11 protein-coding genes are annotated in these 12,546 nt (G+C 51.6%); 4 read left to right on the top strand and 7 right to left on the bottom strand.

The genetic code is table 11. From position 1 onward, the window contains the following. The first annotated feature begins 19 nt into the window (after positions 1-19). The 3 genes from CFI03_RS24225 to CFI03_RS24215 are packed head-to-tail and all read left to right on the top strand — an operon-like array spanning position 20 to position 3,537. A complete protein-coding gene (locus CFI03_RS24225) occupies positions 20-928 on the top strand; it encodes an ABC transporter permease (protein WP_248760520.1) in 909 nt (302 codons plus the stop codon). A 12-nt stretch (positions 929-940) separates the two neighbouring features. Further along, entirely contained in the window at positions 941-1,813 is an 873-nt protein-coding gene (locus tag CFI03_RS24220) for a carbohydrate ABC transporter permease (RefSeq protein ID WP_248760519.1), read from the top strand. Between the two features lie 35 nt (positions 1,814-1,848). Beyond that, on the top strand, positions 1,849-3,537 hold the full coding sequence (locus CFI03_RS24215) for an extracellular solute-binding protein (RefSeq protein ID WP_248760515.1): 1,689 nt from the start codon (positions 1,849-1,851) through the stop codon (positions 3,535-3,537). A gap of 180 nt (positions 3,538-3,717) precedes the next feature. Here CFI03_RS24215 and CFI03_RS24210 read toward each other — a convergent pair whose 3' ends face one another. From CFI03_RS24210 to CFI03_RS24190, 5 genes are all read right to left on the bottom strand, one after another. Then, positions 3,718-4,140 carry a DoxX family protein gene (locus tag CFI03_RS24210; protein ID WP_248760513.1) on the bottom strand — a complete coding sequence of 141 codons (423 nt, stop codon included), beginning with the start codon at positions 4,138-4,140 and terminating at the stop codon, positions 3,718-3,720. A gap of 269 nt (positions 4,141-4,409) precedes the next feature. After that, positions 4,410-6,041 carry an S-layer homology domain-containing protein gene (locus tag CFI03_RS24205; protein ID WP_248760511.1) on the bottom strand — a complete coding sequence of 544 codons (1,632 nt, stop codon included), beginning with the start codon at positions 6,039-6,041 and terminating at the stop codon, positions 4,410-4,412. 58 nt (positions 6,042-6,099) lie between these two features. Next, positions 6,100-8,277, bottom strand: coding sequence for an amidase family protein (locus CFI03_RS24200; RefSeq protein ID WP_248760509.1), 2,178 nt, complete (start codon positions 8,275-8,277; stop codon positions 6,100-6,102). A 399-nt stretch (positions 8,278-8,676) separates the two neighbouring features. Next, positions 8,677-9,315: an HD domain-containing protein gene (locus tag CFI03_RS24195; RefSeq protein ID WP_201007316.1), complete on the bottom strand. Its 639-nt coding sequence runs from the start codon at positions 9,313-9,315 to the stop codon at positions 8,677-8,679. Between the two features lie 33 nt (positions 9,316-9,348). After that, the gene (locus CFI03_RS24190; protein WP_201007327.1) at positions 9,349-9,996 is read right to left on the bottom strand and encodes an FMN-dependent NADH-azoreductase; all 648 of its coding nucleotides are present in this window, start codon (positions 9,994-9,996) and stop codon (positions 9,349-9,351) included. Positions 9,997-10,184: 188 nt separating this feature from the next. Here CFI03_RS24190 and CFI03_RS24185 point away from each other — a divergent pair, with 188 nt between their 5' ends. After that, positions 10,185-10,697: an Rrf2 family transcriptional regulator gene (locus tag CFI03_RS24185; RefSeq protein WP_248760506.1), complete on the top strand. Its 513-nt coding sequence runs from the start codon at positions 10,185-10,187 to the stop codon at positions 10,695-10,697. Between the two features lie 72 nt (positions 10,698-10,769). On the opposite strand, the gene CFI03_RS24180 is transcribed toward CFI03_RS24185, so the two are convergent. Together CFI03_RS24180 and CFI03_RS24175 are read right to left on the bottom strand one after the other, a co-directional pair. Next, positions 10,770-11,309: a DinB family protein gene (locus CFI03_RS24180; protein ID WP_248760504.1), complete on the bottom strand. Its 540-nt coding sequence runs from the start codon at positions 11,307-11,309 to the stop codon at positions 10,770-10,772. A 66-nt stretch (positions 11,310-11,375) separates the two neighbouring features. Beyond that, on the bottom strand, positions 11,376-12,323 hold the full coding sequence (locus CFI03_RS24175; RefSeq protein ID WP_248760502.1) for a helix-turn-helix transcriptional regulator: 948 nt from the start codon (positions 12,321-12,323) through the stop codon (positions 11,376-11,378). Positions 12,324-12,546: the final 223 nt, after the last annotated feature.

Genomic DNA, 12,546 nt, shown 5'->3' with positions numbered 1-12,546 from the left:
CTTGAAAGGAGGGAATAGCTTGAAATCAGCATCTAAGAAAGCCTTGTTCAAGAAAAATGTGCCTCTAATGTTGATGTTTGCTCCGGCACTTGCATATTACTTGATTTTTAGATACTTGCCAATAGGCGGGCTTGTCATCTCCTTCGAGAATTACAACTTCTTCGATGGCGTGTTCCATAGTCCTTGGGTAGGCTTCAAAAATTTCGAGATGCTCTTCAGCAACGACAAGACGCTCCGGATTATATGGAATACGTTATGGCTCAGCGTGCTGAACCTGGTCGTTGGCTTCCCTGTACCGATCATTCTGGCGCTTATGATTAACAGCGTTAGACGTTCATGGTATAAAAGATTCGTTCAGACGGTCGTCTATCTGCCTCACTTTTTCTCCTGGGTTATCGTAGGCGGCATGGTCATTACGCTGTTCTCGATGGAGTCGAGCTTCCTGAACCATTGGATTGAGAACAAGTACGGCGAGCCGTATCCGTTCTTGTACAAAACCTTCTCCTGGGTGACGATCTTCGTCGGATCGGGCGTGTGGAAGGAAATGGGCTTCAGTACGATTATTTATCTGGCTGCGCTTACGTCGATCTCGCCGGCCCTGTACGAAGCGGCGGCGCTGGACGGGGCAAGCAAATGGAAGCAAACCTGGCATGTTACGCTGCCGGGTATCAGAGGCACGATCATCCTAGTGCTCATTCTCTCCATGGGACGAGTCTTAGAGGTTGGTTTCGATCAAATCTACAACCTGCGGAATGCCATGGTATCGGATATCTCCGAGGTCATTAGCACGTACATCTATACCCTTGGTATCCAAGGAGGACAATTCAGTCTGACAACGGCGCTTGGTTTGTTCGAATCGGTGGTAGCCTTTATTCTTATTCTGGGCGCGAACCTGATCGCCAAGAAATTCAATAGCAACTTGTTCTGAGGTGAAGCGAAGATGAGAGAATCTTACGGAGACAAAATAACAAGAATAGGGATTTCGATTCTCCTGCTGCTCATTTCGATCTCGTGTCTGGCTCCCGTCATTAACATTCTATCCATCTCCTTCAGCGGTAAGCAGGCGGTCGAGTCCGGTCAAGTATTGCTCTGGCCCATTGACGTCACCCTGCAAAGCTATTCCGCTTTATTCGAAGGAACGCGGGTGCTGGCTTCACTGTGGAACGGGGTTGTTATGACAGTTGGCGGCGTCGTTATCTCGATGGTGTTTACGATTTGTGCGGCTTATCCGTTATCGAAGGGCTATTTCTACGGCAGAAGAACCTTTACGCTGATGCTGCTCTTCACGATGGTATTCACCGGCGGCTTAATCCCCACTTATCTGGTAGTCAAAAGCTTAGGCTTGATCGACTCGTACTGGGCGATATGGATGCCGGGTGCGGTCAGCACGTATAATATGCTCATTATGCGCTCCTATTTCGAAGGCATCGAGCCGGAGATCGAAGAGGCTGCCCGGATTGACGGCTGCAGGGAGATGTCCCTGTTATTCCGGATTGTTCTTCCTCTGTCCATGCCGGTGATCGCAACCTTAATTCTGTTCTATGGCGTAGGCTATTGGAACAACTTCATGAATGTACTGATTTATATCAATTCAACCGAAAAATATACGATCACCGTTCTTATTCAACAAATGATCGCAAGCCAGTCGCTGCTTACCGAATCGCTGGCGAACGATACGTCAGCAATGGAATTGGTGCCTGAAGGCATCAAATCGGCCGGTATTATCGTCTTGATCCTGCCGATGGTCGTGATCTATCCGTTCTTGCAGAAATATTTCGTAAAAGGCGTCATGCTTGGGTCTGTAAAAGGGTAACTAACTTTACATTATGGCTATGGGGGAATAGATAAATGGTAAAGATGACGAAGAGAACCGTCTTGCTGGCCGGCGCGTCGGTAACCCTGCTTGGGGTTCTGGCGGCCTGCGGAAGCAACGACAACGCAGATAACAACGGCGGCAAATCGGCCGGCGGCGACAGCGGCAAGAAGCCGACGATCAGCGCAACGGTCTACGACCGCGGATTGATCGCGGCTTCCGAAGGCACGATGGAGAAAAACCGCTGGACCCAGTGGATTAACGAGAACAGCTCGACAAGCGTGAAATTCACCGCTATCCCGCGGACGGAGTCGAAGCAAAAGCTGAATACGCTGTTCGCTTCCGGCAGCGCGCCGGATCTGATCTTCGAGTTCGACCCTAACATCAAGAACCCTCTCTATGACCAGAAGCAGCTCATGCCGCTGGACGATATGATCAATCAATACAGCACGACGTACAAGAAACTGCTGGAGGACAATCCGATTCTGAAGCAGGTATCCGTCAAGTCGGACGGCAAGATCTACGAGTTCGGCAAGCTGAACGAAGCGATTCCTCAGTTCATTATCGCGATCCGCCAGGACTGGCTGGACAAGCTGAACTTGGCCATGCCGAAAACAACGGAAGAGATGTATCAGGTGGCGAAGGCATTCACCGAGCAGGATCCGGACGGCAATGGCAAGAAGGATACGTACGGGCTTAACGTAGGCCCGGGCCTCGGGGATATTTTCGGCGGAACCAACCTCAGCAACTCCTACAAGGACGAGAACGGAACGCTGGTACGCACATGGGATAACTTCGAGGAATACATCGACTTCACCAAACGTCTCTATGACGAAGGCATTATCGATAAAGATTACATTACCGACAATAACGGAGCGAAGGCGCGCCAGGACTTCCTGAACGGCAAGACCGGCATGTTCCTTGTCCAGTCGAATTACAGCTTCTGGAACCGTCTCTGGATTACGGACTATGCAACGCTGCAAGCGAATGCCCCGGGCGCCAAGCTGGAAATCATGCCTTATCCGAAATCTCCGCGCGGCCAGTTCATTAACTGGATTAACAATCCGGTGCAGCTGACGGCCGTGGTGAACCGCAATGCGAAGAATCCGGAGGCTGTCATGAAATACGTGGACTTCCTGTCCGAGCCGGACACCGGCCGAACGCTGACGAACGGTATTGAGGGCACGCATTGGCAAGCAGGCCCAACAGGCTGTCCGAACCCGATCGACCAAGAGAAGAACAAGACGGAGCTTGGCTACCTGGGCCAGGACTATAACATGATCTTCTCGGTCGTAAGCGGCGGCAAATGTTCGTTCACGGCAAGCAGCTTCAATCCGGATAAGCCGGACGAGAAGCTTGCGAAGGATAAGTTCAAGGAAAACATGGACATCTTCTACAATATGATCGATCAAGGCGCGCAGTTCCCTGGCCTCACTCACTTGGAACATCTGCCGACGGTTCCGCAGGACCTGTTGGTAGACTTCCAGAATGCCAACACCGAGATCGGCAACCTGATGACCAAAGCGATTGTAAGCGGCGCGAGCTATACGACGGATAAAGCGTTAACCGAAATGCAGGCGTTGTGGAAGAAGTATAGCGGCGATAAGCTGGACGCGTTCTATCAAGAATGGTACGCGGCCAACAAAGATACGGCGCTGATGCCGGAAGATATCTTCCAGATCGTGAAGGATCAGAAGGCGACGCAGGAAGAGATTCTGAAATAGGAATTTTGAAATAGAAGTCTTGAAATAGAAGTCTTAAAATGGAACAACCCCCGGGGAGCCTAGGCTTTCCGGGGGTTGTTCCATTTTCTATTCGTTGTGCGGAACGGGGATGGATGCCCGACAGGTGTCGGATCGGCAATGGTTTCGAACGCAGCTGTGAACAAATTGTTCTCACCCGCTCTAGAGCTTGCGGTTCTCCGGACGCAGCGCCCACGATGCGATATTTAAGGCAGCATAGAACAGCGGAAGGATCACGTTAAACCCGCCGACGCCGTAGTCGTGATCAAGCAGATGGGAGATTGTTGCGCCTGTCATCAAGAAGAAGATCCCGGCGTGCGTCCATTCCTTCAGCCGCGGGAAACGCGGTGCCAGAACGGCAATCACGCCAAGCAGCTTCCAGACCCCTAAAATCTGCATGATATACAGGGGATACCCCAGATTCGTGACGAGATCGACATTGCCGCCTACTTTCATCAGCTGTCCGAGACCGCTTAACGTAAGAGCCGCCGCAAGCAGCAGAGTAACGGACCAGTAGGCGACCGTTTTTCCTTGAACCTTTGTTCCTGCGTTTACGGCTGTTACCGCACCAACTGTTTTACTCATTTTCATTTCCTCCTCGAATGGGTTTGTTTTATATGCGAGCTGCGACTTAGCTGTATGACGTTTGCGCCAATAGGACACCTTTTAGTGTCTGTTTGTTGTGTTCAGTATATGCCACCTTTTGGTGTCGTGTCAACGGGCGGTTTAATGAAAATTGTAAAAACTTTAGAGGGGGACGGGGGCAATGCAAACAAACGAAAAAAACCGGAAGGGATGAGATCCCTTCCGGTTCTGCTGAAGATTCGAATTACTAGGTTTCCGGTAAACCGGGCTTACAGCTTATTCATGACTCCGTACAGCATTTGAGCGGCTTCCGCGCGGGTCGAGTTGCCAAGCGGAACGAATTCGCCTTTCGCCCGTCCTTGAACGATGCCAAGCGAAGCGGCTTTCTTAACGCTATCGAGTGCCCAAGCGGAGATGGCGGCTTCGTCCATGAATGGCTCGGCAGCCGTAACCGGCGGCTTGCCTTTCATGAATTCGTAGCCTCGCATCGCAAGCGTGGCCATCTCCTGACGGGTAATGTTGGCGCCAGGGGAGAACGTTGTGCTGCTTACGCCTTGCACGATGCCTGCTTTGTAAGCCGTGGCAACGTCGGCCGCATACCAAGCGCCTGCGGGGATATCCGTGAAGGCCGGCGTTCCTTCCGCCTTCAGCCCAAGCGCTCTGACAAGCAGCGCGGTGAATTCGGCGCGGGTAACGCTGCGGTTCGGCTCGAAGGTGGATGCCGTTGTGCCGGTTACAATCTGTTTCGCGAAGAGCTCTTTAATCACGCCGGATGCCCAGTAGCTGCTAGGGACGTCGGAGAAGTTCTTGTCGATCTCGAGAACCGCGTAAGAGCTGAAATGCGAGAGCTGCGCGACATAGAAACCATTCCCGTACGTCCCGCCAACAAACTCGGGAGCTCCGCTATCCGGGAGGTAGAAGATGGAGGCCAGCTTCGGATTGGTCGAAGCGTCTACCGGCAGTCGGAGCGTTACGGGCTCCTTGAATTGATGCAGATCGTACGTCTTGCCGTCCGCCGCAATCCATTGCAGCTTCAGCTCGTAGCTGTATCCGCTTAGCTTGGTATCCGCGCCGAGTGCCGGCTTCGCTGCTCCTTCGACCGGCTTGATGGTCAGGGAGATCGAGCCGCCTTGCAGCTGCGCTGAGGTTAAGCTTGTCTTCAGTTCGCTGAACACGCTTGAAGGTAGGTCCAGCTCGGCTTTGCCGGAGGTGACGATGCTCAGCGTACCTTTTCCAAGCAGCTCGTCCGTATTAGCCGGCAGCTTGATCACGGCAGCGGATGCCGGTACCTCGATTGATTTGCTGTTCTTCAATTGATCGGCCGTTACGGTTAATGTGCCCACCGGTTCAACGGGCGAGCCGCCCGAGGATCCGCCGGATCCTCCTGAATTGCCTCCCGATGAACCGATTTGAATGGAGGCGGCATAATGACCGTCAATCGTGCTTGAGGCTAACGCCGAATCGACAAGCCGGATCTTTCTGACCTCGACGTCGGCTTTTCCGTTGGCAGCTGCGGTGAAGGTGAAGGAGGCCAGATCCAGATCGCCGCTGTCGCCTGGCGAGGTTCCCGACTTCGTGTGGGCGAATACGAGATGGGATTCGCCCCCGCCGTCCGCGACCACCGTGGCCGGCGTACTAAAGCCGACCGCGGCTGCCTTTTCGCTGCCTGTTTTAAAGGTCAGCAGATCGGAATCGTAATAGACATGCATTTCATAAGCATATACATCCTGCAGCTTGCTTCCTTTTACCGTAACGGTAACCTCATCGCCGCTGTTCAGGGCGTTTTTGTCGGTTGAGACGGAAAAGGAGGGCGGATCAGCCGCGGCCATCGCATATTGGGGGACGAGCATGGCTATCGCCAAGCAGATTGTCGCAAGCAAGGAAAGTCGTTTACGGGCCATAACAGATTCGTCCTTTCTCGTATAGTAAAAACGCCGGCGAAAACGAATGCCTTATGCTTTATTTGCCGGTCAGAGCAGGAACCGACGTTGGCGCTTCTCGGTGATGCGTTGCTTGTTCATAGGCATAGCCAAGCTTGATAAGCTCGCCTTCCTCGTAAGGGCGTCCAAGCAGCTCAATGCCAACCGGTAGACCGCTGGATACGTAACCAGCCGGAACGCTGATTGCCGGGAAGCCGGAGAATGGGCTAAGGCGGTTCGCGTTACCGGAGCCGGAACCGGCAGGTCCCGCGGTCGAAGGATACAGGATCGCGTCAAGATTGTTGTCGGCCATCAAGCCAAGCAGCGACTGCTGCGTCGTGCGCGGCCGGAACAGCACGATATCCTTGTATTCCTGGGTGTCAAGCGACACGACGTTGTTCCGAGTGGTCAACGTGTTCTGCAGCGCCGGCAGGAAGTCGGTGCCCGAGTTGATAATGTCCTGCAGGGAGTGATAGCGGACCACGTTAGGGTCGACAAACCTTGCGTTGGACAAGTAGTCGTTCAGGTTGAATTTGAATTCATAACCGCTGAGGCTTGGGTATTTCAAAATATCGGTGATATTCGGGATGTTAACGCCAACTACCGTTGCGCCTTGATCGCGCATATCCTGGGCCGCTTGATTAAGAAGAGCCAGCACTTCCTGATTGCTGCCTATAACGCTGCTGTCCATGACAAGGCCGATACGGGCGCCTTTAAGTCCATTCTTGTCCAAAAATCTCGTGTAGCTGACTGGCTTTCTGCCGACGCTTCCTGCTGTGGCGATATCGTTCGGATCGTAGCCGCTGACCGCGTCGAGCAGAATGGCCGCGTCGGATACGGTTCTGGCCATTGGTCCGCCTACGTCTTGGGACAACGCGAGCGGAATAATGCCGTCGCGGCTTGTCAGACCAATCGTTGGCCGGATGCCCACAATGCTGTTCCAGGACGAAGGGATGCGAATCGATCCACCCGTATCGGTGCCGAGACCGGCTACGCCAAAGTTGGCTGCAAGCGATGCGCCTGTACCGCCGCTGGAGCCGCCCGGGTTTAGTTTAATATTGTAAGGATTCCACGTTTGTCCGCCCAACGAGCTGTTCGTGTCCGTGTTAATCGCGAATTCGCTCAGGTTGGCCTTGGCCAGGATGATCGCTCCGGCATCCTTCAGCTTCTTAATCATGAAGGCGTCGCTTACCGTCTGGTTGTCCTTCAGGCAGGTACAGCCTGCGCTCGTTGGCATGCCAAGCGTATCGTAGTTATCCTTGACGATGATCGGAATGCCGTGCATGAGACCGCGCGGGCCTTGCTCTTTGCGCTCTTCGTCCAGCGCTTTGGCGGTAGCCAGCGCATCCGGATTAACCGTGATAAGCGAATTGATCGTATCGTCGTATTCATTGATCCGGTCCAGATACATCTGAACGAGCTGCTCGGAAGTCAATTTGCCGGCAGCCATGGCATTCTGAATGCTCATGATATCGGCTTCCATCAGTTCGAAGGGCTGGCCGTTGTCGTAGAGCACTTTTTTGCCCAGGGAAGCGAGATCCTGGACATCGATGGTATTGTTTTTGTTGAAATCGCCGTTTGCAACCTTCGTCCAGTTCGGATCGTCCGAGGCGATACCGAAGTATTTGATTAGGACGGAGAGATCGCCCACGTCGATGACGCTGTTATTATTCAGATCACCCTCGGCTGCGCCCGTAATCTGGACGGCAAGCGATTCCTCCGGCGTTTGAATCGTGCTTCCGTCGTCGATTCCAAGCTCAACCGTACCGCTGATTCCGCTAAGATCCGCAGCGGCGTTGGCTTTGAAGGTCAAGGTGAGGAGAGAGCCGGCCGTAGTGAGGCTGCCCGTTGCATCCGTCGTCACGATGGTCACCTTGCCGGACTCGGCGTTTACGCCGGCAATGGTTACGGCCGAATTGGCTGATGTCGCTGTTAAATATTCAAATTGAGTCGGGTCGTATTCGAAAATGAATTTACCTGCGGTTGCATCGCCGGTAGCGCCTGTCAGCGATACGGTTACGTCGAAGGAGTTGCCGACCGAGGTGAGGGCAGGGCCGGAGAGCTGAACCAACGCCTTCGGCTCCTGTACTTGGGGCTGCTCCAGAGCGGTTGGCGTGCTTGTGCCGCTGGCATAAGCGCCGGTATCCAGGATCGGGGTGAAGAGAAGCGAGGTGCTTAGCATTACAAGGCTGGCTAATTTCGTAATCGGTTTAATCATGGCGTCCTCCTTGGGTTGGCACAGGCCAGTCTATCAATGTCAAATATAATTACTTAGTAGACAAAAGCGGCATGAGACAATGATTATATATGACATGCAAGTTACATAGAAGAACCTCCCCTGAAATCTCTCTATCCGTCTATCGATTAATATTAGTTTGGTTAACTAGGTAATTCAAACAAGATGAAAGGCGAAGAAAACGCTTAAACACTATGTTTTTGTTGATTTCATCGATTTTTTGATAGTGATCTCTTCAGAGTGCAAAACTTGTAAGATAAATGTTAATTTTTATGACATTAAATAAAAGAGGCAGTCATAGACCACAAGGTCTCGACTGCCTCTCATTGTTCTTCTATAGATAAATGTTCTTTGCTAAACCGTCTTTAGCCGTTGTGATGATTACTCATGCCATGGGGAATGAAGCACGCTATGGCAGAAATTCGGCCGTTTAAAGCCCGGAAGCAGCATCTCGCACACGTCGGCGTTAATGGTGCCGTAGGTCGTTTCGGGTTTGTGTTTGAATCCATCCAGGAAAGCATGGAGAATCCCGTGCTTGAAGTTGTCGCGAGGAAAATGCTTCACGACTTGCTCCCGCGCTTCAGTGGAAATGAGATCGAAATTCTTTCCTACGACATCGTAGCCAACGCCAAAGTTCATAAGCGCGACTTCGGCTTCCTTGTATTCGACGATTCCTATGGTGGAATGAAGCGCTACGGCATCCCATGCCAGCCGGATAAACTCTTCCGAAACGCCCCGGCTTTTAAGGAAATCGCGGACCGCGTTGGCCCCATCGACCTCAAAGCGTTTGTCCTCGCTGCGGAAGGCAGGAGTAAGCCCGATATCGTGAAAAAGCGAGCTGATATAAAGCAATTCGGGATCGTATTTGATTTGATTCAAGTTCCCCTTCATCGCCGCAAACAAAAATACCCGGTTCGAATGGTTCCACAACAGATCGTCGCCGTGCTCGCGCAATAACTCGGCTGCTTCAACGGCCAGCTTGCTGTCGGGAATCTTGATATCCGCAATAAAAGTCGACATGGAATATTCCCCTCGCTTTCCGAATCAATATGGTTAGACCGTTACTTGGTTAGCCAGACGCGCTGCCGCTTCTTCGGCTTCTTTTTTCGCTTTATCCAGTACTTCCGTTTTGTCCAGCACGTTAGTGCCTTGCGCCCGGATAATCCGGTAATCCTCGATGCCGAGGAAGTTAAACATCGATTTGAGGTACTTGTGGGAGAATTCGTTGTCCGTGTACCAGTCGTTATTCGTGTAGATGCCGCCGCTGCCTTGGATAACGAGCAGGCTCCGTCCGTCAGTCAATAAGCCTACGCCGCCGTTTTCCGTATACTTAAAAGTCTCGCGAGCGATCATGACGTTATCCATGTAATCCTTCAGGCGGGAAGGGATATTGAAGTTGTGAAGTGGCATGATAATGACATATTTCTTTGCACTCTTGAATTGCTGCAGGATTTCGTTCATTCTGCCGGTGACGCGTTTCTCTTCATCCGTCAGCTCTTCGCCGGAGGCTAATTTACCCCAAGCGCCCAGAACAGTACTGTCTAATTCCGGGATTTCTTCATTATAAAGATCGATTTGCTCGATTGGTGCGTTTGGATTCAGCTTACGGTAATTCTCAATGAAATGATGGCCGACTTGCAGGCTGACGGAAGCAGCGGAGTCTACAGTAGCATGCGCATTAATAACAAGAAGCTTTTCCATTCTCTCTCACTCCTGAATTATGTTTTTTCTAATTGGCGACAATGTTAATCGCCGATTAGGTTTGACTCCAATATACGATTTTGAATAGGCAAAGTCAATTCCATTTTTGTGGCAAGCTTAAGTTGACAATAGGCGCCTTAATCATTAAATTTATATTGTTTACCCATGCGATAATGGGAGGAGTTATCATGCAGTATAGTGTCGGAGTCGAATATGCCTTGCATTGTCTTGTTTACTTGATTCCAAATGAGTCAACGATCGGCATCAAGGAGCTTGCTTTTTTTCAAGGCATACCGGAGACTTATTTGTCCAAAATTTTCACAAAGCTAACCAAGGCCGGCATCGTCTCGTCGGTTCCAGGCGTTAAAGGCGGATTTAAGCTTGCGCGCGATCCGGACGATATTTCCTTCTGGGATGTCGTCGAAGCGGTGGAGGGAAAGAAGCCGATTTTCCAGTGCCAGAACATTAAGGATAAAGGTTACGTTTATCGCAATCGCGATTGCTCGGACTGTGCGCAATCCACGGGTTCCTGCTCGATTAATTTAGTAATGCTCGAAGCCGAAGAGACTATGCAGAATTATCTGCGAAGTAAAAAATTGTCTTGGCTGGAGGAGGAGCTGGACCGCGTGCTGCCCAAGGAGACACGCAAGCAGACGCGGGAGTTTTTCGCGAAGGGCAGTTCCGTAAACGTTAGCGAGTAGAGGGTTGTGCAAGCGGACTATATAAAACAAATCAGCGTCGCCGTATTGGAATGGCAACGCTGATTTGTTTTTTTATATATTTTTCAGAAAGCTTTTAAGCCGTTCCAGCTGCAGGAAATGATGTCTGTAGTGCATCTCGACTAACAAAAACCACTCGACAGCATTTAAAGCACCAAAGTTGGGATGGGAAACTGTATTTTCACGAGGTGCTTGGATTAAGGCTGGTTCCGTACGTTTCATTCGTTCCACCACGTCTTGAAGTCCTTCGATCAGCTGCTCCTTATTGTCCGGCTGCTGAGGGGTGTACTGCGGAGATGCCGGGACCCGGATCCGAATGGGCGGGAAGCTTCCAAGCTCAAAGGCAGCTTTGCCGTTTTCTGTTTTGACTCCAGTGCCTACCAACACCGCTTCGCTTCCCGCGATGCATTGATCCACGTTGCGAAGATGCATGTATTGTGCGGAACGGATCAGATGGACGTACATTTGCCCGATCGACCAGTCCTCCTCGCTTGGCTTAGCAAGTAATTGCTCCAGGCTGATATGGTTCAGTTCATCAACATACCGTTCAATCGATTTTTCAAATGCCTGCAGGGATTCCGTTGTACTTCTCATTGCTTAAACACTCCTTCAATATTTCGGATATTCCCAATATAAAAGAACGCTACTGACAACAGTATGTCAGTAGCGTTTTAACATTTTTTCGGCTTCTGCCCGAACCCGGTAGCGCAAAGATTCCGGTTCCATGACCTCAATGTCTCCGCCCCAGCTAAGGATAAGAGGGAGAATTTCCTCCGGCGCCCGAACGCGAAAATGCACCCAAAGACCGTCCTCGCGCTCCTCGGCCGATTCGATATAGAAATTGCCGGTCTCGGCGATTTTGTCGGCGATCTCCGGGTTAGCCCGAATCCATATATGCTCATTGCGGTCATCCTGCGGACGGTAACGATTTAAGTTGAACCCCTGCGGCATGGCGAACGGCGTGTCGAGCACGGTGAGATTTGTCATTCGGGAAAGCCGAAAATGGCGGATATCCTGGCGCAGCCCGCAATGCCCGACCAGCATCCAATTGCCCTGAGCAAAAGCCAATCCGTACGGAGCCACCTCGCGGGTGCTCTCCCGGTTGCCGTCCGCTTCCGGCGTCTTTTTCTTATAGGAGAAGCTGATTTTACGACGCTCCAGGATGGCTCGCCTCACTTGTCCGAGAATGTCTTTTTCCTTCAAGCCGGTTCTAGGTTCTCCGGCATTCAGGAGCCGCATCGTTTCCCGGACGCGTGTCGACTCTTCCCGTACAGTCTCCGGGAGAATAGCTTCAATCTTGCTTCTCGCAGCCTTCGCTACTCTAGCGTAATCGCCATCGAGCCGCTGCTCGATAAAATCAGCGCCCATCAGCAGCGCCACCGCTTCTTCAGCGGAAAATCCTATGGGCGGCAGAAAATAGCCTTCCATCAAGGAGTAGCCATGCCCGGGAGCGCCAAAGATGGGAACGCCCATCTCGCTCAAGGCTTGAATGTCCCGATAGATGGTCCGCACGCTCGTCTCGTATAAGGAGGCCAGATCCTCCGCTCTTAATACCTTGCTCCGCTGCAGCTCAAGCATGATAGCGAGCTGCCGATCGGTTTTGTTCATTTTTTTCCTCCGGTACACTCTTTAATTGCAAGTTCGATCAGATCATTCTACCTATAAAGTATATCAATCGACTTATTTGATTACTAGCTGGCGGATGGACGGGCTACGTTGGAGTTTGTCCAGTAAAAAGGGGAGGGAATGCAAAGACTTGGTGGCCACGTTGGATTCTATCCACCGAAATGGGTGGCAAGGGTCTTCTGTCAATTAAGTAGACACTTATTTA

The organism is Paenibacillus sp. ATY16 (genome assembly GCF_003399985.2).
GTDB classification, from domain to species: Bacteria; Bacillota; Bacilli; order Paenibacillales; family Paenibacillaceae; genus Pristimantibacillus; species Pristimantibacillus glycanilyticus.
Note: the sequence above shows the minus strand (reverse complement) of the source record. Positions and strands in the feature narration are given on the sequence as shown.

Excerpts from the sequence above, each read along its gene's own strand:
- CFI03_RS24220 (WP_248760519.1), top strand. The coding sequence starts at position 941 with ATGAGAGAATCTTACGGAGACAAAATAACAAGAATAGGGATTTCGATT.
- CFI03_RS24215 (WP_248760515.1), top strand. The coding sequence starts at position 1,849 with ATGGTAAAGATGACGAAGAGAACCGTCTTGCTGGCCGGCGCGTCGGTA.
- CFI03_RS24210 (WP_248760513.1), bottom strand. The coding sequence starts at position 4,140 with ATGAGTAAAACAGTTGGTGCGGTAACAGCCGTAAACGCAGGAACAAAG.
- CFI03_RS24205 (WP_248760511.1), bottom strand. The coding sequence starts at position 6,041 with ATGGCCCGTAAACGACTTTCCTTGCTTGCGACAATCTGCTTGGCGATA.
- CFI03_RS24200 (WP_248760509.1), bottom strand. The coding sequence starts at position 8,277 with ATGATTAAACCGATTACGAAATTAGCCAGCCTTGTAATGCTAAGCACC.
- CFI03_RS24195 (WP_201007316.1), bottom strand. The coding sequence starts at position 9,315 with ATGTCGACTTTTATTGCGGATATCAAGATTCCCGACAGCAAGCTGGCC.
- CFI03_RS24190 (WP_201007327.1), bottom strand. The coding sequence starts at position 9,996 with ATGGAAAAGCTTCTTGTTATTAATGCGCATGCTACTGTAGACTCCGCT.
- CFI03_RS24185 (WP_248760506.1), top strand. The coding sequence starts at position 10,185 with ATGCAGTATAGTGTCGGAGTCGAATATGCCTTGCATTGTCTTGTTTAC.
- CFI03_RS24180 (WP_248760504.1), bottom strand. The coding sequence starts at position 11,309 with ATGAGAAGTACAACGGAATCCCTGCAGGCATTTGAAAAATCGATTGAA.
- CFI03_RS24175 (WP_248760502.1), bottom strand. The coding sequence starts at position 12,323 with ATGAACAAAACCGATCGGCAGCTCGCTATCATGCTTGAGCTGCAGCGG.